The sequence below is a fragment of the Mesorhizobium sp. M0664 genome (assembly GCF_040320565.1).
Classification (GTDB): domain Bacteria; phylum Pseudomonadota; class Alphaproteobacteria; order Rhizobiales; family Rhizobiaceae; genus Mesorhizobium.
The window spans coordinates 78,386-104,241 of the sequence record NZ_JAMYPW010000011.1 but is presented as its reverse complement, the minus strand read 5'-3'; the positions used below and the strand labels follow the sequence as shown (position 1 = coordinate 104,241).

Below are 25,856 nucleotides of genomic sequence, written 5' to 3'. Positions count from 1 at the left end.
GGTTATTTCCAGCTGACCCAAGTCCAAAGCGGTTTTGGCAATCCGATGCTCGGACAAAAAGGTGCGGCCGGTCAAACCCGCCGCCCCCCGCGTTGGAGGCTTAGCGAGCCGCGGTCCAGCCCTTGTAATCCTTCAAATTGTCGGCCGTGATCAGCTTCGGGTCGAGCAGCACCGTCGGCTCGGCCGGCTTCTTGCCGGCAAGCAGGTCAGCCGCCATCGTCAGCGACTGGCCGGCCATCACATAGGGATCCTGCGAGGCCGAGGCCTTGATCATCGACGTGCCGGAGGCGAGTTCCTTCTCGATATCGGGTGCACCGTCGACCGCGGTGAAGATGAACTCCGAGCGGTTGAGCTGCTTGGCCGCAAGCTGGGCGCCGATCGCCGTCGGATCGTTGATCGCGAAGACCGCGTCGATCTTGTCGAAACGCGTCAGCAGCGACTGGAACACTTTCAGGCCGCCGTCACGCGAGCCTTCGGCGTTCTGGTCGTCGGAAAGGATCTTGATGTCGGGGTGCTTTGCCAGCACGTCCTTGCAGCCCTTGACCCGCTCCAGGATCGACGACGAGGCCGGGCCATTGAGGATGACATAGTCGCCCTTGCCGCCGGTATTATCGACCAGATACTGGCAGGCCTCTTCGCCGGCCTTGACGTTGTTGGTCATCACGGTGACGTCGGCGCCGGGCGCCGAAACGTCGAAAGCGGCAACGACAATGCCGGCCGCCTGCGCCTTCTTCACCGCCGGCGCGATCGCCTTGGCATCGACTGCGTTGAGCATGATGACGTCGACACCGGCAGCGATGAAGGAATCGACCTGCGATACCTGCTTGTTGAGATCGTAGTCGGCCGATACCGAGGTCACCTGCACATTCGGGTTGATCTTCTTGGCCGCGTCCTCGATGCCCTTGATGGTGGCGACGAAGAACGGGTTGCCGAGCAGTCCGACCGAGATGCCGACTTTGTTCAGATCCTTTGCCGATGCCGGCGCGATGACGGCGGCCGCAAGGGCGACGCCGCAGAGCAGTTTAGCGATGGTCTTCATTGTTTTATTTTCCTCCTGATGCCCCGCGCCTCTCACGGTGCGTTACACATGAAACCGGCTCGTTGGATGCCGGCGACTAAGGGCCATCACGTTCTTGCTCCTGCCTGGAGCCGGTAACGGTCGAGGGCGACCGCCACGATGATGACCAATCCCTTGATGATGTACTGCCAGATGTCCGAAACACCGGCGAGGATGAGCCCGTTGGACAGCACGGCGATGATCAGGCCGCCGATCAGCGTGCCCCAGATCGAGCCGACACCGCCGACGAAACTGGTGCCGCCGAGGATGACTGCGGCAATGGCGTCGAGTTCGTAGGACTGGCCGAGCTGAAGCCCGTTGGCGGCATAGAGCCGGGCCGCCGACATGGCGCCGCCAAGGCCGGCCAGAAGGCCGGAAACGCCGTAGACGAAGAGCAGCACCAGCGGCACCTTGATGCCGGTCAGCCTGGCGGCCTCGGCGTTGCCGCCGACGGCGTAGATCCAGGTGCCGAGCACGGTGCGCTTGAGCACCAGCCAGGACAGGACGACGACCGCCAGCGCGATGATTACCAGCCACGGAATGCCGAACAGCGAACCGTTGCCGATGAAGTCGAACGGCAGGTCCGCGTTGAACACCGTCGTGTCCTGGCCGAGCAGGCGGGCGACGCCGCGCACGGCGGTCAGCGATCCCAGCGTGACGATGAAGGGCGGCAGCTTGATATAGGCGATCAGCAGCCCGTTGATGACGCCGAAACCGAGCCCGACGAGAATGGCCGCGGGCACCCCCAGCAGTCCCCAATCGGGCACCAGCGACACCATCACTGCCACCATCGCCGAGGCGGCAAGGATCGAGCCGACGGACAGGTCGATGCCGCCGGTCAGGATGACGAAGGTCATGCCGGCGGCCAGCACGATGTTGATCGACGATTGCTGCATGACGATCAGCAGATTGGTCTGGGTGAAAAAGCGCGGATTGATGAACTGGAAGCCGACCGCCAGCAGGATCAGGATCGGCAGCATGCCGAGTGCGGCAATGGCGGTACGCCACCTCGTACTCCTGCCGACCGCCCGGTCGTCCGCTTTCATCGTGTCGGCCACCTTGTCGGTCATCGCTGAGCCGCTCCCGTTGCAAGTTCCATGATCGCTTCCTGCCGCAGCGGCTCGCCCTCCGACGCCGTCACCTCGCCGGCAATGGTGCCGTCGCGCATCACCAGCACGCGGTCGGCGATGCCGATCACCTCCGGCAGTTCGCTGGAGATCATCAGGATGGCGATGCCTTTCTTGGCCAGGTTGTCGATCAGCCGATAGATTTCCGACTTGGCCCCGACATCGACGCCGCGGGTCGGCTCATCGAGGATGACGACCTGCGGCTCGGTTTCCAGCAGGCGGGCGAGCAGCACCTTCTGCTGGTTGCCGCCCGACAGCGAGCCGGCATTGGCCTGCACCGAGTTGGTGCGGATGGAGAGGTCTGACACCGCCTTGGCGGCGCGCTTTTCGGCAGCCGTGAAGTCGCGCAAACCGCCGGCCTTCGCGTCCTTTGCCAGCACGCCCATGCTGATATTGTCGGAGATCGACATGTCGAGAAACAGGCCAAGTTGCTTGCGGTCCTCGGTCAGGTAGGCAATGCCGGCATCGAGCGCCTCGCTCGGCGAACCGATGGATATCGGTTTGCCGCCGAGCTCCAGCGTGCCTGATGTGTGCCTGTCGGCGCCGAAGATCAGCCGTGCCAGTTCGGTGCGGCCCGAGCCGACCAGGCCGGCCAGTGCCAGCACCTCGCCCTTGTGGAGGTCGAAGGAACAATTGTTTATGAGATTGCCGCCCGACATGCCGCGCACCGACAGCGCGATGGCGCGCTTGCTGTCCGGCGGACGGTGATCCTTCTTGTAGAACGTCGACAGATCGCGCCCGACCATCATCGATACCAGGCGCGAGGCGTTCAGGTCGGCGCGGTCGAGCGTGCCGACATAGCCGCTGTCGCGTAGCACGCTGACGCGGTCGGCGAGCTGGTAGACCTCTTCCATGCGGTGGCTGATGTAGATGATGGCGATGCCTTGCGACTTCAGCGTCGCAATCACCTCGAACAGCCGGTCGGTCTCACGCGAGGTCAGCGACGTGGTCGGCTCGTCCATGACGATGATGCGCGCATTGGTCGACAGCGCGCGGGCGATTTCCACCAGCTGTCGCTCGCCGAGCGACAGGCTTGCGACCGGAGTGCGCGCCGAGAAGGTCACGCCGAGCCGCGCGATGATCTCGCTGGCGCGCCGATTGCACTGCTCGCGGTCGACAACGCCGAACCGTCGCGGCTCGTTGCCGAGAAAAATGTTCTGCGCTACCGACAGATTAGGCGCCAGCGACAGCTCCTGATAGATGACCGCAATGCCGGCGGCGCGCGCCTTGATCGGGTCGCCCGTCGCGGCCGGCACGCCGTCGATCAGGATTTCGCCGCCGGGGTCCGGCCGGTAGGCGCCGGACAGCACCTTCATCAGCGTCGACTTGCCGGCACCGTTTTCGCCCATCAGCGCGTGCAGCTCGCCGGCGTGAACGGTCAGCGACACATCGTGCAAGGCGCGGATCGCAGCGAACGTCTTGGAGATGTGGCGCATCTCCAGCACCGGCTGGCGCACCGTCTCGATCCGGGCGGCGGCGCTCATCGCGCACCTCCTGCAGCTGCGCTGGCCACAGCCCGGTCGGCGGCAAGGCCGCGCCAGTCGTTGCGATAGCCGGCAAGGCCGCTGAAACTTGCCGCATGCACCGCCTCCGGCGCTTCGGTGGCAAACTCGCGTCCGACGCTTTCGAAGGCAAGTGCGGCAGCACCGGTGGCGCTGCCCTCCAGCGTTGCGCCCTGCAGGAAAGCCTGCCCGGGCCGCAACTGCGCCAGCAACGCGGCAAGCAGCCCGCCATTGTTCAGGCCGCCGTCGACGATCACTGTGTTGTCCGAATGGATCAACTCGAGGCACAGATCGACCATCAGCGCGACATAGAGCAGCGCCATGGCCGCGCGTTCCTCGGCATTGGGCGTACGCCCGACCAGTTCGCCGCGGCGGTGCGGCATCGGGCCGCCGGGCGCGAAGCTCGGCAGCGCCATAATGCCGGCGTCGATCACCCGTTGTATCGATGACGGCGCGATTGCGCCCTGCCAGCCAGCGCTGATCGTGGCGAATTCGCGCCCACCCATGAAGCGGACGGTTGGCACCGGGCCGCCATCGACATCGACATTGACCAGCATGTCGCGCTCGCCGTCGAGTGCGTCGAGCGGGCAGTCGGGATTGAGCACGACCACCCAGGTGCCGGTCGAGACCACGGTCACCGGCCCGAGCTGCTGCCGGCGGTAGGCATGGAGCGCGGCATTGCTGTCGTGGACGCCATTATGGATGGCGACTGGCTTCGCGGCCTGGCCGAAGCGCTGCTCGCCGATCACCGCGCCGGCGCGCTCGAAGGCGGGCATCTGGCCGCGCCAGCCCTCGGCATCGACCAGCGAGCTGAAATCGCGTTTGCGCGGCGCCCATAAATGCGAGTGGCAGCCAAGATACGACACTTCCGATACCGGCCGGCCGCCAAACCGCCAGCTCCAATATTGGGGATAGCCGAGGATCGATTTCGCTGCGGCGAAGGCACCGGGCTCCACCTCCTTCAGCCACAACATGTGGCGGCCGTAGTTGAAGCCAAGCGGCAGGCGCGGCGAAAAGGTCTCGGCAAAATCCGGAATGCGGCGGTCGATCTGCGCGGCGATTTCAGCTGGCGGTTCCTGCTCGTAATCGAGGATCGGATGCGTCAGCACGGCTTCGTCGACCAACGCGAAGGTGCAGCCATGGCCGGATACCATCAGCCCTTCCACGCCATGCATGTCGACTGCATTATCGATGGCGCGAGCCGCCCAGTCGTGCAGCGCTGGCTCGTCGAGCACGCTGAAGCCGCCTTTTCGGATCCAGCTCGGCTGGCTGCGGCGCTCGTCGAGTATCTGTCCGTCCTGGCCGAAGACGAACAGCTTCGAATTGGTCTTGCCGAAATCGAGGACGGCGATGTTCACTGGGCGCCTCCCGAGGAAGCCGCGATCCGCACCATGACGCCGGCATCTTCGAGCATGCGGGCATCTGTCTCGGACAGGCCGTCATCGGTGACCAGCGTGCCGATCCGCGACAGCGGCAGTGCCACATTGCGCGCGTGGATAGACAGTTTTCGGCTGTCGGCCAGCACGACGATCTGGTCGGCGCAGAGGCTGAGCTCGACGATCGAGCGGACCAGCAGCGGGTGCGATTCCAGAAGGCCTTCCTGGCCGATGCCTTGCGCGCCGAGAAAGAACTTCGAGGCGTAGAACGGCACCGTCTGCGTCAGCGAATGGATGATGCCCGGCTCGCGGTGCAGTTCGCCGCCGGCGACGGTGAGGCTGCAATGGCCGTGGTCGCTGAGATAGGCCGCGAGCGGCATCGAGTTGGTGTAGAGCCGGATGTTGCGGTCGGCGAGCTTGACGCCGAGATGGAAGCAGGTCGAACCGCCATGCACGATGACCGCGTCACCGTCGCGCACCATGGTGGCGGCGAGAGCGGCGATCTGCCGCTTCGCCTCGACGGCGAGGTCGCGGTTCTCGTCATAGGGCCTGGCATAGGCGACGCCGGCTTGCGAAGCGCCATCGAGCGCCGAGATGCCGCCATAGACCTTGCGCGCTTCGCCGGCCTCGTCGATCTTGTCGATGTCGCGCCGCACCGTCGCCGCCGATACGCCAAGCCGCTCCTGCAGCTCGCGCACCGATGCGAAAGGCCGGTCCCGCAAAAGCTCGACAATCTGACGCTGGCGGCCGGAGTCGCTCAACCCTTACCTCCCAATGCGCTTGCCTCCCAAGCATTTTGCACGGCATTGCCGTTTTGCATGGCAATTGGTGCAACTTACTCAACGGCCCTCGGATTGCAAGCCTGATTTGACGCGATAACATCACTGTTGACGTAACTTGCTCGCATCTGCGATACCAGCATGGGTCTTCGTCCCGGCACCGGGACGTCCAAAGCCGTGGCCACGCGGCCGGATTGTAGAGGAATTTCGATGACGATCAGTGCGGATGCGCAGGAACTGGCAGCGCTGCGGTCGCTTTCGGCCGCTATCGGCAGCGACGCGCATCTGACCCAGGCCGCCGGCGGCAACACCTCGCTGAAAGCCGGCGACACGCTCTGGATCAAGGCCTCCGGCACCTGGCTGAAGGACGCGCTCATCGCCGACATCATGGTGCCGGTCGGCATCCCGCCATTGCTCGACGCCATCGAACGGCGCGACCCGGCCGCCGAACAGCCGCAGGCCTTCACTGTCGACGCCCTCAGCGCGCGCGGCTTGCGCCCGTCGATCGAGACCACCGTGCATGCGCTGATGCCGCAGCGCATCGTTCTGCATGTTCACTGCGTCGAGACCATTTCGCTGGCCGTGCAGGCCGACTGCGAGGCCGAGGCCGCCAGGCGGCTCAACGGCCATCAATGGGCGTATATTCCCTATCGCCGGCCGGGACTGCCGCTCGCGCAGGGTATCGCCGAGCGCCTTCGGCCAGGCGTGGATATCCTGATCCTCGGCAATCACGGCCTGGTCGTTGCAGCCGAGACCGTCGCCGCGGCCGACATGCTGCTGCGGCGCGTGACACGACTGTTGGCGCGGCCGCCGCGCCAGGTGGCGGAACCGGACATCGCGGCATTGACGGCGCGCGCCGGCGACAGCGACTACAGATTGCCGGCGGACGTTGAGGCGCATGCGGTGGCGATCGACCCCGAAAGCTGCCGCATGGCTTTGGGTGGCAGCCTCTACCCCGACCACGTCATCTTTCTCGGCGAAGGCTCGGTCGTGGCGAGACCGGACGAGGGTGTGAAGCGCGTCATCGAGCGCTGCGGCGCCGCACCCGTGGCGATCCTGTTTCCTGGACTCGGCGTGTTGATGCGCGGCGACGCCGGCGCCGGTGCCGACGCCATGCAGCGCTGCCTTTCCGACGTGACGGCGCGGATCGATGTCTCGGCGAAGCTGAATTATCTGACAGCGGCGGAGAATGACGAGCTGATCAACTGGGACGCCGAAAAATATCGCCAGAAACTCAATGCCGGAGGCAGCTGACATGTCGCGTTCGTCTGGCCCGCTTGCCATCGGCATCGACATCGGCACATCCGGCGCGCGCGCCGTCGCCATGCGTCCGGACTTTTCCGTTGCCGCGCATTCCGCTATTGCCCTCGAGCGATTTGGGCCGAACGGCCGTGACCCCGCAATATGGTGGGAGGCGGTCGGCGCGACTTTGGCGGAACTGCTCAAATGTATCGATCGCGCGGCAGTGCGCTCGATCGCCGTCGACGGTACGTCGGGCACGCTGCTGCCGGTCGACGGCGCCGGGCGGCCGCTGGCCGAACCGCTGATGTACAACGACAAGGTCGCTGACGACACTATTCTGACAGCAATAGCCGGCGCGGCACCGGCAACGAGCGCTGCACTCGGGGCAACCTCCGGTCTCGCCAAGGCGCTGTCTTTCCAGCACCTGCCCGGCGTCGCCACTGTGCTGCACCAGGCAGACTGGATCGCCGGACAGTTTTCCGGCCATTTCGATGTCAGCGACGAGAACAACGCCCTGAAGACCGGCTACGACGTCGAGGCCCGGCGCTGGCCGGACTGGATCGCGGCGACCGGCGTGCGCATGGAATTCCTGCCCCGCGTCGTGCGGCCGGGCGATGTCACGGACACGCTCACCGCCAGCGCCGCGAAAATGTTCGGCCTGCCGCGCGACGTGGTCGTGGTCGCCGGCACGACCGATGGCTGTGCGTCGTTCCTGGCAACCGGCGCGACGGCGGCGGGCGACGGCGTCACTGTGCTCGGCTCGTCGCTGACCATCAAGATCCTCTTCGACCGGCCGATCTCGGCGCCGCAATTCGGCATCTACAGCCATCGGCTGGGTGACACCTACCTGGCGGGCGGCGCCTCGAACTCCGGCGGCAAGGTGCTGGCCCAGCATTTCCCCGTCGCCCGCATTGTCGAACTCAGCAAAAAAATCGACCCGGCGACGAAGACCGGCCTCGATTATTACCCGCTGCCGGCGCCGGGCGAACGCTTCCCCATAGCCGATCCGGCGCTGCCGCCGCGCCTCGAGCCGCGGCCCGCCGACGACGCCGACTATCTGAAAGCGATGTTCGAGGGTATTGCGGCGATCGAAGCGCTCGGCTATCGCCGGCTTGCCGAACTCGGCGCCCCCCGACTGACATCGGTCAGGAGCGTCGGCGGCGGTGCGGCCAATCCGGCCTGGACAGCGATCCGGCAGCGCAAGCTTGGCGTCGCTCTCGTGCCGGCTCTTTCGGAGGAGGCCGCTGCCGGCACGGCGCGGCTGGCGCTGATGGGCGCAAGCGCAGCGGGGCTTTTATGACGGCCAAGGCAATTCAACACCTCGACGGCATCGCCGCGCTGACCGACCGCTATCAGGTGTTCCTGCTCGACCAATTTGGTGTGCTGCACGACGGCACCAGCGCCTATCCAGGTGCTGTCGAAGCGTTGTCGGCACTCAAGCGCGCCGGCAAGACCATCGTACTGATCTCGAATTCCGGCAAGCGGGCGCAACCCAATGAGCACCGCCTGCTGAAGCTCGGCTTCGAACCGGGAAGCTGGGACCACTTTGTCTCCTCCGGCGAGGTGGCATGGCGCTCTTTCCACCAAATGGCAGCATCCGGAGCCCTGCGCCCGCAGACAAAATGCCTGCTGATCCGCCGCGACAATGACCGTTCGGCTGTCGACGGCCTGCCCTTCGTCCTGGCCAAGGACGGCGACGATGCCGAACTGGTGCTGATTTCCGCCAGCGAGGGCGATCGCTACGACCTCGACCATTATCGCCGGCTTCTTGGTCCGGCGGCGGCGCGGCGGGTGCCATGCTTCTGCACCAATCCCGACAAGATCATGCTGACTGCCGTCGGCCCTCGCTTCGGCGCCGGCCGGCTCGCCGATCTCTATGAGAGCCTCGGCGGCAGCGTGTCGCGCATTGGCAAGCCCAATCCGCAGATATTCGAGGCAGCGCTGGCACTGGCGGGCCACCCGGAGCGCGACAGCGTGGTCTGCGTCGGCGACAGCGTCGAGCACGACATCGCCGGCGGCAACGGCGTCGGTGTCGCGACGACGCTGGTCCTGTCGGGCATATTGGCGGGGGCGCCTGACCTGGAGGACGTTTTCGCCACGCTGAATGCCCGTCCCGACTACATCGCGGATAGCTTCAGGTTTCGCTGAGGCGAGACAAAGCTAATCCAGGTTGAAACGCCCGATCACCGGCACATGGTCCGAGGGCCGTTCCCAGCCGCGCGCCGGCCGCAGGATTTCATAGCCGGCAAAATGCGGCACCAGGTTTGGCGACGACCAGACATGGTCGAGGCGGCGGCCGCGATTTGAGGCCTGCCAATCCTGGGCGCGATAGCTCCACCAGGTGTAGAGTTTCTCCTCGTAAGGCACATTGAGCCGCATCAGGTCGATCCAGTCGCCGGCGAGCCGCATTGCCTCGAAGTTTTCTGTCTCGACCGGCGTATGGCTGACGACATTGAGGAGCTGCTTGTGCGACCAGACATCGTGCTCGAGCGGCGCGATGTTGAGGTCGCCGACCAGGATCGAGCCGGAGTGCTCGTCATGCTCGGCCCGCACGGCGTTCATCTCGGCAACGAAATCGAGCTTGTGCTTGAACTTGCGGTTGACGGCCGGGTCGGGCTCGTCGCCGCCGGCCGGAACGTAGAAATTGTGCAGCAGGATCGTTTTGCCGCCGGCGTTGACGGTGACCGACAGATGCCGGCTGTCGTCGATCTCGCAGAAGCGGCGCTTTTCGACCACCTCGATCGGCCGCCGCGCTATGGTGGCAACGCCGTGATAGCCCTTCTGGCCATGGAAGGCGATGTGCTCGTAGCCGAGCTTGCGGAACGCCTTCTCCGGAAACAATTCGTCCGGAACCTTGGTTTCCTGCAGGCAGAGCACGTCCGGCGCCTGCTCGACCAGCAGGCGCTCGACGATCGGCATGCGCAGCCGGACGGAGTTGATGTTCCAGGTAGCGACGGAAAACGGCATGTGGGGTTCCGGACAACGCAAGATCCGCCGGATGGCTCCGACGGAAGTCAATCGCGGAAACTACTGCCAGCCGCGCACCGCAAAAACAAGCCGCCCGCACCAACGCGGAAAAACCATCCCGCAGCAGTAGGAAGTTACCGCGTCTTGGTGTTCAGCTCGCGGTTCGCCGTATAGTCGATGGCGAAGGTGTCGGGGGCGAAGCTGACGCCCTCCTTGGTGTTGAAGATCATCACCGTCGTGTCCTTGCCTTGCGCATCGGTGATGGTCCACTGCCGCAATTCATAAGATTTCGGATCGAACATCATGGTGATCTTCGAATTGCCGAACACCGATTTGTCGGCAAGCTGGATGGTGGTGAGATCGTCCTCTTCCTTGACGCTTCTGACGCGCCCGCCCGACAGATCGATCTTGTCGTCGAGCAGCAGCTTCAGCGGCGTCTTCGACAGCGGATAGAGGTCGGACGTCCGCAGCTTCTTGTTGAGGATGACCACCGACTTGCCGTCGGAAATCACCCTGAAATTCGAGGCGCCGTCATAATTGAAGCGGATCTTGCCCGGCCGTTCCAGAAAGAACTTGCCGCCGGTCTGCTCGCCCTTGGGTCCGAACTGCACGAACTCGCCGCTCATCGATTTGACCGAGGAGAAATGATCGGCGATCTTCTGCGCCGTCGCCGGAACCGCTGCTTGCGCCGACGCCAGCAGCTGGAAGCCGGGCACGAGGTTGGCGGCCGCCGCACCGGCCAGGACCAGGCCGAGGCCGAGCACCTGCCGGCGGGTTGGGGCGAAATCCCTGCTTGGGGCGAGAGTTGCGTTTTTCATGCCGGTCACCATCATCTGATTGCTTGCTCGTTATATTGGTCTGGCCCCCCAGTTGGGCTTAAGTTTGGCGGCCGCACGGCGCCCGTCGTTGCAACGCGCCAAAAGGTTCAAAGTTGCCGGCGCGGACGCGCTCTAGAACTTGTCGTCCTCCGTCGGCACCAGGATTTCGCGTTTTCCGGCATGGTTGGCCGGGCCGACAATGCCTTCCTTCTCCATCTTCTCGATGATCGAGGCGGCGCGATTGTAGCCGATGCCGAGCCGGCGCTGGATGTAGCTGGTAGAGGCCTTGCCGTCGCGCAGCACCACCGCGACCGCCTGGTCGTAGGGATCGTCGGAATCCTCGAAATTACCGCCGTCGCCGCCGCCACTGCCTTTGCCCGTCGGCTCATCGTCATCCTTGTCGTCGTCCTCGGTGATGGCGTCGAGATATTCCGGCACGCCCTGCAATTTCAGATGCGCGACAATCTTCTCCACCTCGTCGTCGGAGACGAAGGGACCGTGCACGCGCTGGATGCGGCCGCCGCCGGCCATGTAGAGCATGTCGCCCATGCCGAGCAGCTGTTCGGCGCCCTGTTCGCCCAGGATGGTGCGGCTGTCGATCTTCGATGTCACCTGGAAGGAGATGCGGGTCGGGAAATTCGCCTTGATGGTGCCGGTGATGACGTCGACCGATGGCCGCTGCGTCGCCATGATGACATGGATGCCGGCGGCGCGCGCCATCTGCGCCAGGCGCTGCACCGCGCCTTCGATGTCCTTGCCGGCGACCATCATCAGATCGGCCATCTCGTCGATGATGACGACGATGTAGGGCATCGGCTCGAGGTCGAGGTTCTCCGTCTCGTAGATCGCCTCGCCGGTTTGGCGGTCGAAGCCGGTCTGCACGGTGCGCGAGATCCTTTCGCCCTTTTTCTCAGCCTGCTGCACGCGCGCGTTGAAGCCGTCGATGTTGCGGACGCCGACCTTGGACATCTTGCGGTAGCGGTCCTCCATCTCCCGCACGGTCCATTTCAGCGCCACCACCGCCTTCTTCGGATCGGTGACGACCGGCGTCAGAAGATGCGGAATGCCGTCATAGACCGAGAGCTCCAGCATCTTTGGATCGATCATGATCAGCCGGCAGTCCTGCGGCGTCAGCCGGTAGAGCAGCGACAGGATCATGGTGTTGATGGCGACGGACTTGCCCGAGCCGGTGGTGCCGGCGACCAGCACGTGCGGCATCTTGGCGATGTCGACGATCACCGCCTCGCCATTGATGGTCTTGCCCAGCGCCAGCGCCAGCTTGGCCTTGGTGGTTTCGAAATCGCGGCTGGCCATGATCTCGCGCAAATAGACCGTCTCGCGCCTGGCGTTCGGCAATTCGATGCCGATCGCGTTGCGGCCGGGCACCACGGCGACACGGCAGGCGATGGCGCTCATCGAGCGGGCGATGTCGTCGGACAGGCCGATGACCCGCGACGATTTGATGCCGGGCGCCGGTTCCAGCTCGTAGAGCGTGACGACCGGACCCGGACGCACATGGATGATTTCGCCCTTGACGCCGAAATCCTCCAGCACGCCCTCAAGCAGGCGGGCGTTCTGCTCCAGCGCATCCTTGGACAGGCTGGCGTCGCGCACCACGTTCTTTGGTTCCGACAGGAAGTGCAGCGACGGCATCTCGAATTTTTCCGAGCCGATCAGCGAAGTCTGCGCCTCGCGCTGGACGCGGGCGCCGGGGGCCGGCCGCGGCGCCGGCGCCTCGACGCGTGTCGCCGCGTCGGAACGGAAGTTCTGCACCCTGGCCGTTGGCGCGGCGCGGCGCTGGCCGGCCGGCTCGGGCGCGAAATCCATGTCGTCGTCATTGTCGTCGTTATCGAAGACGTCGGCATCGTCAGGGTCGATCGAGGCACTGCGGTCGTTGACCATGGCGGCGAAGAATTCCGGCTCGACGCGGGCGCGCCCGCCCGGGCTCATCCGCGCCTCGGCGAACTCGGCCGATTCGACCCGTTCGGCCGCCCGCCGCCAGGCGCTGGGGCGCGGTTCCATCTCCGGCTCGAAATCGTCGCGCTCGCGCCGGCGCGCGGCGCGGCGGCGCAGATAGGCCCGCAGCGACAGCCACCAGTGGGTGATGGCGCCAAGCGCCAATATACCTTCGTCGCCCTCGTCCTCTTCATTGTCGAAAAGCAGGTCGTCCTGCGGATCGGGCACTGCGGGCTGTTCGAGGACGGCAAAGCCGTTCTTGCGCGAAATCAGCGCCGAGCCATACAAGAATACCCACAGCGCCGGCGCTGCCAGGAGCACGGCGAGCACGCTGGCGACGAGGCCGGTCGGATAGCCGCCGATGACCAGGCCCGGGATATTGAGCACCATGTCGCCGAAGACGCCGCCGAGGCCGGTCGGCAGCGGCCAGGTCTTGGGCGGCACCACGCAGCCGGCAATTGCCGCGCCAAGCAGCGAAAACCCGAACCAGGCCAGTGCCCGTTTCGGCAGCCGGTCGACGCCGCGCGCGGTAAACAGCAGAAATCCCCAGATCACCGCCGGCACCAGCGCCGCAACGGCGGCAAGTCCGAAGAACTGCATGGCAATGTCGGAAAAGACGGCGCCGGCATAACCCATTGCATTGGTGACGATATTGTCGGTGGCGTGCGAAAAGCTCGGATCGGCGACGTTCCAGGTGGCAAGGGCGGCGACGCCGAAACCAACCAGAGCAAACAGCCCGGCACCGACCAGCCGCCCGACCTGGCGCCTCGCGAACGACCGGATGCCGTGCTCCGTATCGGCCAGCGCAAGCGGTGCTGAAGCCCCTGAACGCATGCTTTTCCTCGTCTGTCGTTGCCCGGCCGGGCGCGGACGCGCAACACGGCAGATTCGGCTGTCAGACTAGCGGCGGGAAGGTTAAGGGCGCATTAACCATGGGCATTCTGCGTCACCGGAACGGGCGACCGCCACCACAGTTCGGAGCGTTGCGGCCGCTGTTTCACGCCGCCGGCGGATCGAGCCACCTTGATCAAGCGATTGTATGATCGAGCCATAACGGCCGCCTGCACACAAAAAAGAGGCCCGGAAGGTTTCCGGGCCTCAAGGCGTGAGCCCTTTCGGGAGCATCACGACGGGATCTTCCCGGCACCGGCAAAACGCCGGTGCCAGCCGATAAACCTCACGGCACCACTTCGCCGTGCTGGCTGATGTCGAGGCCTTCGACCTCTTCCTGGGTGGAAGGACGCAGGCCGACCAGCGCCTTGACGATATAGAGGATCACGAAGCTCGCGATCGCCGTCCACAGGATGGTGAAGACGATACCGTAGAGCTGCTTGCCGACAGAGGCACCCGAGCCAAGGCTGTTGATCGCCGGATCGGCGAGCACGCCGGTCAGCAATGCACCGATGATGCCGCCGATGCCGTGCACGCCGAATGCATCGAGCGAGTCGTCATAGCCGAACGCGTGCTTGAGCTTGACGGCCGAGACGTAGCAGAGCACGCCGGCGACGATGCCGACGATGAAGGCGCCGGTCGGATTGACGAAACCGGAAGCCGGCGTCACCGCGACCAGGCCGGCGACGGCGCCCGAGATGATGCCAAGCACGCTCGGCTTCTTGGCGACGATCCATTCGGCGAACATCCAGGCGAGCGCCGCAGCGGCAGCGGCAACCTGGGTGTTCAGCATCGCGGCACCGGCAAGGCCGTCGGCGGCCAGTTCCGAGCCGGCGTTGAAGCCGAACCAGCCGACCCACAGCAGCGAAGCGCCGATGACGGAGTAGACGAGGTTGTGCGGCGCCATGTTGGTGGTGCCGTAGCCTTCACGTTTGCCGAGAACCAGCGCGCAGACCAGGCCGGCAACGCCGGCGTTGATGTGAACGACCGTGCCGCCGGCGAAATCGAGAACGCCGGCTGTGCCGAGGAAGCCGCCGCCCCACACCCAGTGCGCGATCGGGGCGTAGACCACCAGCAGCCACGCGCCCATGAAGATGAGCAGCGCCGAGAACTTCATGCGTTCGGCGAAGGCGCCGGCAATCAGCGCCGGCGTAATGATGGCGAAGGTCATCTGGAACATCGAGAAGACGAACTCAGGAATGTTCGCCACGCCCGGCAGCCACAGCGAGGAGGTGGTGATGCCGTTGTGGAAGAACTTCGAGAAGCCGCCGAGATAGGCATTCATGCCGCCGCCATCCGAGAAGGCCAGCGAGTAGCCGAACATGAACCACAGCACCGTCACCAGGCAGGTGATGGCAAAGCTCTGCATGATGGTGGCGAGCACGTTCTTTTTGCGCACCATGCCGCCATAAAACAGCGCCAGGCCCGGTACGGTCATCATCAGCACCAGCGCCGTCGAGGTCAGCATCCAGGCTGTGTTGCCGGTGTCGAGCGCGGGCGCAGGGGCTGCCGGTGCCGCTTCCTGCGCGAACGCAGCAACCGTGCCCAGTGCAGCGAGAGCGAGCGAACTTAAAACGGCCGCGCGTCCCGTTATCTTCAAGGTAGAAGGAATATTCATTGAACTCTCCATTGGAATACGTATCCGCAGCTCAAAGCGCGTCGGTGTCTGTTTCGCCGGTGCGAATGCGCACCGCCTGGTCGATGCCGAAAACGAAGATCTTGCCGTCGCCGATCTGGCCGGTCTTGGCCGCCGCGGTGATGGCTTCGACGGCCTTGTCGACCATGTCGACAGCGACCGCGACTTCGATCTTGATCTTCGGCAGGAAGCTGACCGCGTATTCCGCCCCGCGATAGATTTCCGTGTGACCCTTCTGACGTCCGTAGCCTTTTACTTCGGTGACGGTCAGGCCCTGGATGCCGACTGCGGTGAGCGCCTCGCGCACCTCGTCGAGCTTGAACGGCTTTATGATTGCCATCACGATCTTCATAAGGTTTCACCCTTTGCTGTTGCGGGTCCCCGCGTTTGCACGACTTCGCCGATCCCCATGAGAGCCGGAGAGTGCCCGCTAGGATTCAAGCTCCGTGCCAATTGCCGAAGCAGGGTGTTAAGCTGTTGTTAAACAACGAAATCGAGAAGGTCTGGCAGCTGCCTGTTCACAGGCGCGGCAGTGCATATGCTTAAAAAATAGGCAAATTTCGAAAAATGCCTACTCCGCAGGCGGCCGCTTCAGCCGGATGAGTCCTTCTTGGGCAACCGAGGCGATCAAGGTGCCGTCGCGGGCAAACAGCGAGCCGCGGGTAAAGCCACGCGATCCTTGCGTCGACGGACTGTCTTGCGTGTACAGCATCCAGTCGTCGAGCGGATGGCTGCGGTGGAACCACATGGCGTGGTCGAGGCTGGCTGCCTGGATATCACGATCGAAAATGGCGCGGCCATGAGCAAAGGTCGAGGTGTCGAGCAGCGTCATATCCGAGAGGTAAGCGAGCACGGCCGCCTGCGTGGCGCGGTCGGCCGGCACCGGGCCGGTGGTGCGGATCCAGATGTTCTGCTTCGGCTCGAGTTTTTCCCGGCTGGTATAATGCTTCAGCATCACCGGCTTCATCTCGATCGGCCGGTCGCGCTCCCAATAGCGCTTGATGCCGTCGGGCACGGCTTCGCCGAACTTGCCCAGCAATTCGCGCTGCGACAGCAACGTGTCGGGCGCCGGCACGTCCTGCGGCATCGGCACCTGATGTTCCAGGCCGACCTCATCCTGCTGGAACGAGGCTTCCAGCGAAAAGATCGCCTGGCCGTGCTGGATCGCCACGACGCGGCGCGTGGTGAAGGAGCCGCCGTCACGGATGCGGTCGACCTCGTAGATGATAGGCACCTTGGTGTCGCCCGGCCGCATGAAATAGCCATGCAGCGAATGCACGTGGCGCTCGGGCTCGACCGTTCGCTGCGCGGCGACCAGCGCCTGGGCGATGGTCTGGCCGCCGAAGATGCGCTGCCAATCGAGCTTGGGGCTGCGACCACGATACAGGTTGTGTTCCAGCTGCTCGAGGTCGAGAATGCCGAGAAGCTCGTCCATGGCTGCCGTCATCTTGACCTCGCCGCAAAATTACCATGGCGGTTTCCGACAGGAACAGCGGGCAGTCAAGGGCGGAATGCCCGGCGACAGTCAGGCTGCGAAAGGAATTGCCATGCTCGACAGCAAGAATTCGCTCGACGTTCTGGTCGCCGGCGCCGGTTATGTCGGCCTGGCCGCCGCCGTGTCGCTGAAGCAGGCGCGGCCGAGCCTCGCCGTCGCCGTCGTCGATGCAGCACCCGCCAGGGTCTGGCAGAAGGACGGCCGCGCCTCGGCGATTGCCGCCGCCGCGTGCCGCATGCTCGACCAGCTCGGCGTCTGGAACGAGATCGCGCCGGGGGCGCAGGCGATCACCGAAATGATCGTCACCGATTCGCGCACATCCGATCCGGTCCGCCCGGTGTTCCTCACCTTCGACGGCGAGGTCGCGCCCGGCGAACCCTTTGCGCATATGGTCGCCAACAAGGATTTGAACGGCGCCTTGCGCCGGCGCGCCGAACAACTCGGCATCGGCATCATCGAAGGCGTCGCCGTCAGCGCCTTCGACATCAACGGCGCCGGCATCACCGTGCATCTTGCCGACGGCGCGACGCTGAAGGCGCGGCTGCTGGTTGCCGCCGACGGCGTCAATTCGAAGCTGCGCGACATGGCCGGCATCAAGACGGTGAAATGGGAGTATGGCCAGTCCGGCATCGTCTGCACGGTGGCGCACGAGCGGCCGCACAACGGCCGCGCCGAAGAGCATTTCCTCCCCGCAGGCCCGTTTGCCACGCTGCCACTCAAGCCGGGCAAGGACGGCACCAACCGCTCGTCGATCGTCTGGGTCGAACGGTCGCAGGATGCCGAGAAACTGGTCAGTGGCGACACGCTGGTCCTGGAATATGAGCTCGAGCAGCGCTTTGGCCTGAAACTCGGCGAAATCCATCTCGCCGACAAGCCGCGTGCCTGGCCGCTCGGGCTGATCATTGCGCGCGCCTTCGTCGCGCCGCGCATCGCCTTGGCCGGCGACGCCGCCCACGGCATCCACCCGATCGCCGGCCAGGGTCTCAATCTCGGCTTCAAGGACGTGGCGGCGCTGGCCGAAGTGGTGGTCGAGGCCGACCGGCTCGGCCAGGACATCGGCGCGCTCGACGTGCTCGAGCGCTACCAGCAATGGCGGCGTTTCGACACGGTGCAGATGGGCATCACCACCGATGTGCTGAACCGGATGTTTTCCAACGATTTCGGCCCGCTGCGCACTTTGCGCGACATCGGCCTCGGCCTCGTCGAGCGCATGCCCCGGCTGAAGGGGTTTTTCATCCGCCAGGCGTCGGGTCTGTCCGGCGACACGCCGAAATTGTTGAAGGGCGAGGCGATCTAAACAGGCCCTGAAGCTTCCCCAACTTCGTCATCCCTGGGCGTAGCGACGCGAAGCGGAGAGAAGACCCAGGATGACGAAGCGATCAGGCGTCTCGGCTTAATCGCCATGCGGTCTGCCGAATTTCGTATCAGGGGACTTAGTTGACCTCGAAGCCCAGCTTCTGGCGCAGCCGCAGCATGCGCTGGTCGGGAATCTGCAGGTTTTGTCCGCCGGCTTCCGCCGCACGGCTGACCATCCGCAGCAGATCGCTCCTTTCGACCGCGTCGAGCCGTTCGCGCAGGAACGGTGCCAGCTTGTCGATGACGACCGTGGCGTCGTCGATTTGCGATGCCGCCCATTTGGCGTAGATCACCGCTTCATCGGTCTGTTTTTTGTCGGCAATCTCCGAGATCACCGATCGAATGGCAGCTTCGCGTTGCGGCAGCGCAGGACCATGTTCGGAAACGATGGCGGTGATCAGCGTCGCGGCGGCGACGACCGGATCGTCGATCGCTGTCAGCGGCGAGAGCGCCGCCTGCTTGCGCAGTTTCTTGCGGCGGACGTTGCCCTGGACGCGGCCAACCACGTCGGCAACCTCACGCGCCGCGTCGTTCATGATCTTCAGCCGGTACCACCAGAACGCCGCCGCCCCAAGCAGGCCGATTGCAGCAATCAATATATGCATGCCCAAGATCCCCCAATCTCGGGCGACGATAGGAGAAGTATTGCTTCGCTTCAACACGCAAAAGTTGCGCCGATTGAAGAAAACGACAGCCTGCGCCAGTCGTTGGTCGCCACCGCTCCGCGGAGGAACTTATCGAGACATCTCTATGACCCGGGCACCTTGTAGATCGCCCGCACCTCGATCGTGCCGATTTCGGCGAGCGGAATCTCGCCCGCGATCCCCAGCGCCTCGTCGAGGCTCTCGGCCTCGATCATGACGAAACCGAGCAACTGCTCCTTGGTTTCGGCGAAGGGGCCGTCGGTGACCAGCCGCTTGCCCTTGCGCCTGCGAACGGTTTTCGACGTTTTCACCGATTGCAGCGCCTGCGCGATGATCAGCATCCCGCGTTGGTCCAATGACCGGTCATGGGCCATCGAATCGGCGTCGAGCTTGGCCAGCCTCTCGGGGGTCATTGCGTAGAGATCTTTTTCTTCACCATAGACTAGGCAAACATACTTCATTTTTATCTCCATTCCTGGCTTGAAGCCGAAGACGAGGCTACGGAAATCTCCGCGGAGCCCTTGCCTGCCGCAGAATCGAGACCGGCCGCAGCATAGTCGAGAAGAGATACCGCAATCCCAATGATGGCAATCGCCGCAAGCAGTCGGCCGAAGCCGGAAGGCTGCAGGCGCGACCAGTCGGCTTGTTGTTCACCGGCCCTGTGGCCGGTGCTTGTCCAGTGAGCAGAAAACAGATTGTTCATGTGGTCCTCCATCCGGCCACCAAGTCCATGGCCGCCCGCAGGACGGCCGGGACAGATGGAAGTCGACATTTTTGCACGCATATTTTTTTCGAATTTTTTTCGCTCGACATGATGGGTCACGCCGCCGCCGATACGAAAGCGTGGGTGGCCTTCGCTCCCGCGCGCGCTATAGTCGACTGGATGCCGATCACGGGCTCAGCCACGACAATCAAGGAGGAATTGATGGACCGCACCGCCAACGCCGTTTGGAAAGGCAGTTTCAAGGAAGGCAAGGGCACACTCGAAACCCAGAGCGGGGTGCTGAAGGGCACACCCTATTCGGCCAAGACGCGTTTCGAGGATGAAAGCGGCAAATCCGGCACAAACCCGGAAGAGCTGATCGCCGCCGCCCATGCCGGCTGCTACGCCATGCAGCTTTCGCATTTTCTCGCCGAGAACGGCACTCCGGCTGCCGAGCTCGACGCCAAGGCCGTGGTAACGCTGGTCCCCGGCACCGGCATCACCGGCAGCGCGATCACGCTGGTCGGCAAGGTACCGGGCATTGATGCCGCCAAGTTCAAGGAATTGGCCGAGAAGGCCAAGGCCGAATGCCCGGTCTCGAAAGCGCTCGGCGCCATCAAAGTATCGCTCGACGCCAGGCTCGGGTGAGAGCTGGTCTGCGAAGCGGGCGATCCTTCGCGCCCCCTCTCGAATGATTATTGGCTTTTTTCGCCAACGAGCGCGTCGAGGCGGGCGCGCAATGCCGCGACCTCCTCCTCGAGGGCCCGCACGCGCATTTCCATATCCGACGCCGGCGAGGACGACTGCAGGGGTGCTGCGGCAGCCGACAGCTGCGGCGGCCCGCTGAGCAGATGGACGTAGCGATCCTCGCGCTGGCCTGGGCCGCGATCGATCTGCTGCACCAGCGGTGGCCGGCGGCCGATCAGCAGATCGAGATTGCCGCGAAGCTCGTCGATCGACGGCAGCCGCGCCATGCGCTCGCTTCGCGCCAGCAATTCATAGGCCGTCTGCGGGCCGCGCAGCAGCAACAGGCCGAGCAGCGCGATCTGCGCCGAGGTCAGGGAAAAGCGCTGCGCCACGATATGCTCGTAGCGCTCGACGCGCGACGCGAACACTTGCCTGACGAGGCCCTTCTGCTCCAGCTGGCCAAGCGCCCGCCTGACCTCGGCAAGCTCGACCGACATTACCGGCTCGCGCGCCGTCTTCTGGTTGGCCGCCGCATGTGCCGCATTGAGCGTCAGCGGATAGACGTCCGGCGTCAGCTCCTTCTTCTCGATCAGGCAGCCGAGCACGCGGGCTTCGATGGGAGAGAGGATGGGAAGGTCGGAATCGGTCATAAGTTTGCTATCCTTTCGAACTCGGCGGGACAGCGCCCCCCTCTGTCCTGCCGGCCAATCTCCCCCTCTAGTGGGGAGATTGGCTGTCATCACCGCTTCGCCACTTTTCAAGGCTGCAGAAAGGGCGCTGTCCTCCAAGCTGCTAATCTCCCCCCTCAAGGGGCCTCAAGGGGGGAGATGTCCGGCAGGACAGAGGGGGGCGCGAAGGATCGCTGCGGACGAGACGATCTCGGCTGCAACCCGCCCGCCGCCTAAACCCGTCGCTCCACCATCATCTTCTTGATCTCGGCGATCGCCTTGGCCGGGTTGAGCCCCTTGGGGCAAGTCTGGGCGCAGTTCATGATGGTGTGGCAGCGATAGAGCCGGAACGGGTCTTCGAGATTGTCGAGCCGCTCGCCCGTCGCCTCGTCCCTGGAATCGATCAGCCAGCGATAGGCCTGCAGCAGCGTCGCCGGGCCGAGATAGCGCTCGCCGTTCCACCAGTAGCTCGGGCAGGAGGTCGAGCAGCAGGCGCACAATATGCACTCGTAGAGCCCGTCGAGCTTTTCGCGGTCCTCATGGCTCTGCAGCCATTCCTTGGCCGGCTCGGGCGACACCGTCTTCAGCCACGGCTCGATCGAGGCGTGCTGGGCGTAGAAATTGGTGAGGTCGGGCACCAGGTCCTTGACCACGGCCATGTGCGGTAGCGGATAGACCTTGATCGCGCCGGAAATGTCGTCGCAGCCCTTGGTGCAGGCCAGCGTGTTCGACCCGTCGATGTTCATGGCGCACGAGCCGCAAATGCCTTCGCGGCAGGAGCGGCGCAGCGTCAGCGTCGGATCGATCTTGTTCTTGATCCAGAGCAGCGCGTCGAGCACCATCGGCCCGCAATCGTCCATGTCGACGAAATACGTATCCATGCGCGGGTTCTCGTCATCGTCCGGCGACCAGCGGTAGATGCGATATTCGCGCAGGTTGGTCGCGCCCTCCGGCTTCGGCCAAGTTTTTCCGGCCATGATCTTCGAGTTTTTCGGAAGCGTGAGTTCGACCATTACCTCAGGTCCTTTCGGATGACGAGCTTCAGCCCGGACCAGATCTCGTTCACGGCGGCGACCTTGACGTCGACAAGGTCGAGCTTCAGCGCCTCTGTGCGGATAACGTCCTCGGTGACGTCGGTCGGCACTTTCGATGCCTTCTTCGGCCATGACACCCAGACCATGCCGTCCCGCTTGATTGCCGCTTCGACGTCGCCAAGACGGTCCTCGATCTCGACACGCTGCCGGGTGAAAGCATGTACGGCATCGTATTTCTCATGAACGCCCGAAATCGCCGACCAGTTGGCCAGCCGATCGAGCTCGGCAAAATCCACGGCTTCGGCCAAATCCTCGAGTTCGGCCGGCAAGGCGACGAAAGCGGCAATCATCCCGTCCTTCAGGCCGAGCTTGGCCGGAAGGGGCGTGCCGGAATATCCCGCAACCGCCAGCAGCCTCATCTCAATACACCCTGGCCTTCGGCGCGATCTTGGCCGGGTTGATGCCGCCGTCTGCTTCCTTGAGCAGCGTTTCGGTGTGCACCGGCCGGTAGGTGAGCGCCACCTCGCCGGCCTCGTTGAGCCGGGCCAGCGTATGCTTGCGCCAGTTGGCGTCGTCGCGGGCCGAAAAGTCCTCCCGCGCGTGCGCGCCGCGGCTTTCCTTGCGCGCCTCGGCGCCGTAGACGGTGGTAATGGCGTTGGCCATCAGGTTTTCCAGCTCCAGCGTCTCGACCAGATCGGAGTTCCAGATCATCGAGCGGTCGAACACTTTTACGTCCTTGAGCTCGCCCCAGATCTGGGAAATGCGCCTGCAGCCGCTTTCCAGCGAGTCCTGGGTGCGGAACACCGCCGCGTCCTCCTGCATCGCCTTCTGCATCTTTTCGCGCAACACCGCGGTCGGCGTCGAGCCGTTGGCGTGACGCAGCCGGTCGAAGCGGTCCATGATCTTTTCGACGGCGGCCTCGTTGGGCGAAGGGATCGCCGATGTGCGGTCGATCACCTGGCCGGCCCGGATTGCCGCCGCACGGCCGAACACCACCAGGTCGATCAGCGAGTTGGAGCCCAGCCGGTTAGCACCGTGCACCGAGGCGCAGCCGGCTTCGCCGACCGCCATCAGCCCGGGCGACACCTGGTCCGGATTCGACGCCGTCGGGTTCAGCACCTCGCCCCAGTAATTGGTCGGCACGCCGCCCATATTGTAGTGGACCGTCGGCAGCACCGGGATCGGCTCCTTGGTCAGGTCGACGCCGGCAAAGATCTTTGCCGATTCCGAAATACCCGGAAGCCTCTCGTGCAGAACGGCCGGGTCGAGATGGTCGAGATGCAGGAAAATGTGATCCTTCTTCGGGCCGACGCCGCGGCCCTCGCGGATTTCCAGCGTCATGCAGCGCGAGACCACGTCGCGCGAAGCCAGATCCTTGGCTGACGGCGCGTAGCGCTCCATGAAGCGCTCGCCCTCGGAATTGACGAGATAGCCGCCCTCGCCGCGCGCGCCCTCGGTGATCAGGCAGCCGGCGCCGTATATGCCGGTCGGGTGGAACTGCACGAACTCCATATCCTGCAGCGGCAGGCTTGCGCGTGCGGCCATGCCGCCGCCATCGCCGGTGCAGGTATGCGCCGAGGTGGCCGAGAAATAGGCGCGGCCATAGCCGCCGGTCGCCAACACCACCATCTTGGCCGAAAAGCGGTGGATGGTGCCGTCGTCGAGGTTCCAGGCGACCACGCCGGTGCAGGTGCCGTCCGGCTCCGTGATCAGGTCGAGCGCGAAATACTCGATGAAGAACTGCGCATTGTGCTTCAGCGACTGGCCGTAGAGCGTGTGCAGCATGGCGTGGCCGGTGCGGTCGGCGGCCGCACAGGTGCGCTGCACCGGCGGCCCCTCGCCGAAATTCATCATCATGCCGCCGAACGGCCGCTGGTAGATTTTCCCGTCCTCGGTGCGGCTGAAGGGAACGCCGTAGTGCTCGAGCTCGTAGACCGCCGCCGGCGCTTCGCGCACCATGTATTCTTGAGCGTCGGTGTCGCCCAGCCAATCTGAGCCTTTGACGGTGTCGAAGAGATGCCACTGCCAGTTGTCGGGCCCCATATTGGCGAGCGAGGCGGCGATGCCGCCCTGCGCCGCAACCGTATGCGAGCGCGTCGGGAACACTTTGGTGATGCAGGCGGTGCGCAGGCCTTGCTCGGCCATGCCGAGCGCGGCGCGCAGGCCGGCGCCGCCGGCGCCGACGACCACGACGTCGAATTTGTGATCGACATAGCTATAGGCGGAAGCCGTGTTGGCGTTCTTCGCGTCCTTGGCCAAAAAATCAGCCTCCAAATGCCAGTTTAAGCAGGGCGAAGACCGAAGCGACGCCGACGACTACGGGAAAGAATGTGTTGAGGGCAAGCAGCGCCAGCCTGGTGCCTTCGCCATGCACATAGTCTTCGATGATCGCCTGCATGCCGAGCCGCATGTGGTAGAGCACCGACAACAGCACCAGCGCCAGCACCAGTGCAACGAACGGATTGGCAAGTGCGGCGCGCACCTCGAGATAGCTGGCGCCGTTGAGTGCGATCAGGAAGCCGACGAAGAACAGGACCAGCGGGATGTTGGAGATCGCCGTCAGCCGCTGGCGCCAGAAATGGCCGGTGCCCTCGCGGGCGGAACCGAGGCCGCGGACCTTGGCCAGCGGCGTGCGCATGTCGGTGTTCTTGCCGTTCATGTCAGGCTCCCCGCGCCATGTAGCCGGCGATCCAGATCAGCAGCGTCAGCGTGACCGAGCCGGCAAGCGTCGCCCAGGCGATCCTCGATGCCGTATGCTTTTCCAGCCCTGCCCCAGTGTCCCAGATAAGATGGCGCACACCGCCCAGCATGTGGTGCATCAGCGCCCAGCTGTAGCCGAACAGCACCAGCCGTCCCAGCCACGAGCCGAAGGCCCAGTTTACGGCGTTGAAGGTCGCCTCCGAGCTCGCCGCCGCCATCAGCCACAGCGCGACCAGCAGCGTGCCGAAATAGAGCGCCCCGCCGGTGATGCGGTGGACGATCGACATCGTCATGGTGATCGGCGGCCGATAGACGGTCAGATGCGGCGAAAGCGGCCGTTCACGCCTGGCAAATTCGCGGGTGGCTGGTGATTTGCTCATGGCTCCCCCAGTTCGGCGTCTCTGGAGCCTCAGGTGGGAATGCGGCATTACCGCTTCCGGTTGCGACTTCGGACAGCCGGTTTCTAATGCTCTTTTTGCACCGCGTCAAAGCCGGAAAACCGTTTCGAAAACGTAATTTAGTCTGATGAAAGCGAGGCTTTCAGCTTCAATCGATTAGGGCTGTCGCCTTGCGCCGGCACAATGTCGTCGCACTGCAAAATATGGCTGGCGCAAGGGGCGGTTCAGCGCTTGCAGGCCAGCGGTGGTGCACCGCCCTTCATCACCAGCGCCTCACGCCCATCGATCACGATTGCGTCATGCGCCTCGCCGTAACGGCTGGTCTGATTGGCCGGTGAGGCCGGCAGCTCGGCGCTGGCGCCGTTCTGGCCGAGGACGCGCACCGACGTGCCGAGATTCTCGATGGTCATCACGCTGCCGTCGGCGCAGTTGTAAGTAGCTGTGCGCGGCTGCGGTGCCGTCGGTTCGCTAGCAGCCGGAGCAAGCGACACGGAAGCGGCGGCCGTGTTGCCGAGCTTGGGCGCGCTGGTCTGCGGCGCGCAGGCGGCTGCAGCCAGCAGCGGCGGAATGGCCAGCGCCATCCGAAACGTGCGGCGTAATCTCATTTGCTGCCTTCCCCACCGCGTATCGAGCCCGCCGCGATGCTCCGGCAAGCCACCGGATTTCATGCTTTTTGAGTCGCGCCCGATGCTGGGAATGGTGGGAACAAGGCGTGGCCGAATGATGGCCGGTGGGCGATCGGGTATTAACCATATTTTCCGAGACCTCGCCCGTGCTGCGGTTGCCCTCTTAACAAAGGTTAATAAAAGGTTAATTTCTG

General features: G+C 64.4%; 26 protein-coding genes. 5 read left to right on the top strand and 21 right to left on the bottom strand.

Annotated elements, in window-relative coordinates:
• Nucleotides 1-100 precede the first annotated feature (100 nt).
• The 5 genes from NKI39_RS14075 to NKI39_RS14055 all read right to left on the bottom strand — a co-directional run bounded on the left by NKI39_RS14075 (nt 101) and on the right by NKI39_RS14055 (nt 5,823).
• Nucleotides 101-1,039: an ABC transporter substrate-binding protein gene (locus tag NKI39_RS14075; RefSeq protein WP_352470775.1), complete on the bottom strand. Its 939-nt coding sequence runs from the start codon at nt 1,037-1,039 to the stop codon at nt 101-103.
• 86 nt (nt 1,040-1,125) lie between these two features.
• Nucleotides 1,126-2,103: an ABC transporter permease subunit gene (locus NKI39_RS14070; RefSeq protein WP_502894527.1), complete on the bottom strand. Its 978-nt coding sequence runs from the start codon at nt 2,101-2,103 to the stop codon at nt 1,126-1,128.
• A gap of 20 nt (nt 2,104-2,123) precedes the next feature.
• Entirely contained in the window at nt 2,124-3,668 is a 1,545-nt protein-coding gene (locus NKI39_RS14065; RefSeq protein WP_352832411.1) for a sugar ABC transporter ATP-binding protein, read from the bottom strand.
• On the bottom strand, nt 3,665-5,044 hold the full coding sequence (locus NKI39_RS14060) for an FGGY-family carbohydrate kinase (RefSeq protein WP_352832408.1): 1,380 nt from the start codon (nt 5,042-5,044) through the stop codon (nt 3,665-3,667). Before NKI39_RS14060 ends, NKI39_RS14065 begins: the two co-directional genes overlap by 4 nt.
• Entirely contained in the window at nt 5,041-5,823 is a 783-nt protein-coding gene (locus NKI39_RS14055) for a DeoR/GlpR family DNA-binding transcription regulator (RefSeq protein ID WP_023680486.1), read from the bottom strand. The genes NKI39_RS14060 and NKI39_RS14055 overlap by 4 nt, the downstream gene beginning before the upstream one ends.
• Nucleotides 5,824-6,051: 228 nt before the next feature.
• On the opposite strand from NKI39_RS14055, the gene NKI39_RS14050 reads away from it, so the two are divergent.
• The 3 genes from NKI39_RS14050 to NKI39_RS14040 are packed head-to-tail and all read left to right on the top strand — an operon-like array spanning nt 6,052 to nt 9,231.
• Nucleotides 6,052-7,095 carry a class II aldolase/adducin family protein gene (locus NKI39_RS14050; protein WP_352615432.1) on the top strand — a complete coding sequence of 348 codons (1,044 nt, stop codon included), beginning with the start codon at nt 6,052-6,054 and terminating at the stop codon, nt 7,093-7,095.
• A gap of 1 nt (nt 7,096) precedes the next feature.
• Complete coding sequence (locus tag NKI39_RS14045; RefSeq protein ID WP_352832405.1) at nt 7,097-8,383, top strand: FGGY-family carbohydrate kinase; 1,287 nt, start codon at nt 7,097-7,099, stop codon at nt 8,381-8,383.
• Complete coding sequence (locus tag NKI39_RS14040) at nt 8,380-9,231, top strand: TIGR01459 family HAD-type hydrolase (RefSeq protein WP_352540845.1); 852 nt, start codon at nt 8,380-8,382, stop codon at nt 9,229-9,231. The genes NKI39_RS14045 and NKI39_RS14040 overlap by 4 nt, the downstream gene beginning before the upstream one ends.
• A gap of 12 nt (nt 9,232-9,243) precedes the next feature.
• Here the strand turns inward: NKI39_RS14040 and NKI39_RS14035 are convergent, their stop codons facing one another.
• From NKI39_RS14035 to tesB, 6 genes are all read right to left on the bottom strand, one after another.
• The gene (locus NKI39_RS14035; protein WP_352450145.1) at nt 9,244-10,050 is read right to left on the bottom strand and encodes an exodeoxyribonuclease III; all 807 of its coding nucleotides are present in this window, start codon (nt 10,048-10,050) and stop codon (nt 9,244-9,246) included.
• A 134-nt stretch (nt 10,051-10,184) separates the two neighbouring features.
• Nucleotides 10,185-10,868 carry an outer membrane lipoprotein carrier protein LolA gene (locus NKI39_RS14030; RefSeq protein ID WP_031213172.1) on the bottom strand — a complete coding sequence of 228 codons (684 nt, stop codon included), beginning with the start codon at nt 10,866-10,868 and terminating at the stop codon, nt 10,185-10,187.
• A 132-nt stretch (nt 10,869-11,000) separates the two neighbouring features.
• The gene (locus NKI39_RS14025) at nt 11,001-13,658 is read right to left on the bottom strand and encodes an FtsK/SpoIIIE family DNA translocase (RefSeq protein ID WP_352540844.1); all 2,658 of its coding nucleotides are present in this window, start codon (nt 13,656-13,658) and stop codon (nt 11,001-11,003) included.
• Between the two features lie 343 nt (nt 13,659-14,001).
• Nucleotides 14,002-15,315 (bottom strand): ammonium transporter, encoded by a 1,314-nt coding sequence (locus NKI39_RS14020; protein ID WP_502898570.1) that lies wholly within the window; start codon nt 15,313-15,315, stop codon nt 14,002-14,004.
• 49 nt (nt 15,316-15,364) lie between these two features.
• A complete protein-coding gene (locus tag NKI39_RS14015) occupies nt 15,365-15,703 on the bottom strand; it encodes a P-II family nitrogen regulator (RefSeq protein ID WP_023679755.1) in 339 nt (112 codons plus the stop codon).
• A gap of 219 nt (nt 15,704-15,922) precedes the next feature.
• A complete protein-coding gene (gene tesB, locus NKI39_RS14010; protein ID WP_031212697.1) occupies nt 15,923-16,798 on the bottom strand; it encodes an acyl-CoA thioesterase II in 876 nt (291 codons plus the stop codon).
• A gap of 100 nt (nt 16,799-16,898) precedes the next feature.
• Between tesB and NKI39_RS14005 the strand changes: the two genes are divergently transcribed.
• Nucleotides 16,899-18,143 (top strand): ubiquinone biosynthesis hydroxylase, encoded by a 1,245-nt coding sequence (locus tag NKI39_RS14005; protein ID WP_352818429.1) that lies wholly within the window; start codon nt 16,899-16,901, stop codon nt 18,141-18,143.
• A 136-nt stretch (nt 18,144-18,279) separates the two neighbouring features.
• Here the strand turns inward: NKI39_RS14005 and NKI39_RS14000 are convergent, their stop codons facing one another.
• The 3 genes from NKI39_RS14000 to NKI39_RS13990 form a co-directional block, all read right to left on the bottom strand.
• Complete coding sequence (locus NKI39_RS14000; RefSeq protein ID WP_352818400.1) at nt 18,280-18,807, bottom strand: hypothetical protein; 528 nt, start codon at nt 18,805-18,807, stop codon at nt 18,280-18,282.
• 143 nt (nt 18,808-18,950) lie between these two features.
• Nucleotides 18,951-19,307, bottom strand: coding sequence for a YciI family protein (locus NKI39_RS13995; protein ID WP_352470787.1), 357 nt, complete (start codon nt 19,305-19,307; stop codon nt 18,951-18,953).
• Nucleotides 19,308-19,309: 2 nt separating this feature from the next.
• The gene (locus NKI39_RS13990; RefSeq protein ID WP_352832399.1) at nt 19,310-19,669 is read right to left on the bottom strand and encodes a hypothetical protein; all 360 of its coding nucleotides are present in this window, start codon (nt 19,667-19,669) and stop codon (nt 19,310-19,312) included.
• A gap of 102 nt (nt 19,670-19,771) precedes the next feature.
• Here NKI39_RS13990 and NKI39_RS13985 point away from each other — a divergent pair, with 102 nt between their 5' ends.
• A complete protein-coding gene (locus NKI39_RS13985; RefSeq protein ID WP_352470788.1) occupies nt 19,772-20,197 on the top strand; it encodes an OsmC family protein in 426 nt (141 codons plus the stop codon).
• Nucleotides 20,198-20,244: 47 nt separating this feature from the next.
• Here the strand turns inward: NKI39_RS13985 and NKI39_RS13980 are convergent, their stop codons facing one another.
• The 7 genes from NKI39_RS13980 to NKI39_RS13950 form a co-directional block, all read right to left on the bottom strand.
• Nucleotides 20,245-20,886, bottom strand: coding sequence for a YceH family protein (locus NKI39_RS13980; protein ID WP_352470789.1), 642 nt, complete (start codon nt 20,884-20,886; stop codon nt 20,245-20,247).
• Between the two features lie 251 nt (nt 20,887-21,137).
• Entirely contained in the window at nt 21,138-21,917 is a 780-nt protein-coding gene (locus NKI39_RS13975; RefSeq protein WP_292663232.1) for a succinate dehydrogenase iron-sulfur subunit, read from the bottom strand.
• Nucleotides 21,917-22,357, bottom strand: a complete 441-nt coding sequence (locus NKI39_RS13970; RefSeq protein WP_352470790.1) for a DUF3052 family protein — start codon at nt 22,355-22,357, stop codon at nt 21,917-21,919. Before NKI39_RS13970 ends, NKI39_RS13975 begins: the two co-directional genes overlap by 1 nt.
• A 1-nt stretch (nt 22,358) precedes the next feature.
• Nucleotides 22,359-24,197: a succinate dehydrogenase flavoprotein subunit gene (gene sdhA / locus NKI39_RS13965; protein ID WP_352832396.1), complete on the bottom strand. Its 1,839-nt coding sequence runs from the start codon at nt 24,195-24,197 to the stop codon at nt 22,359-22,361.
• 4 nt (nt 24,198-24,201) lie between these two features.
• Nucleotides 24,202-24,597, bottom strand: a complete 396-nt coding sequence (sdhD, locus tag NKI39_RS13960) for a succinate dehydrogenase, hydrophobic membrane anchor protein (RefSeq protein WP_292663226.1) — start codon at nt 24,595-24,597, stop codon at nt 24,202-24,204.
• Nucleotide 24,598: 1 nt separating this feature from the next.
• On the bottom strand, nt 24,599-25,018 hold the full coding sequence (gene sdhC / locus NKI39_RS13955) for a succinate dehydrogenase, cytochrome b556 subunit (protein ID WP_292663224.1): 420 nt from the start codon (nt 25,016-25,018) through the stop codon (nt 24,599-24,601).
• A 242-nt stretch (nt 25,019-25,260) separates the two neighbouring features.
• Entirely contained in the window at nt 25,261-25,641 is a 381-nt protein-coding gene (locus NKI39_RS13950) for a hypothetical protein (RefSeq protein ID WP_352470792.1), read from the bottom strand.
• Nucleotides 25,642-25,856 lie beyond the last annotated feature (215 nt).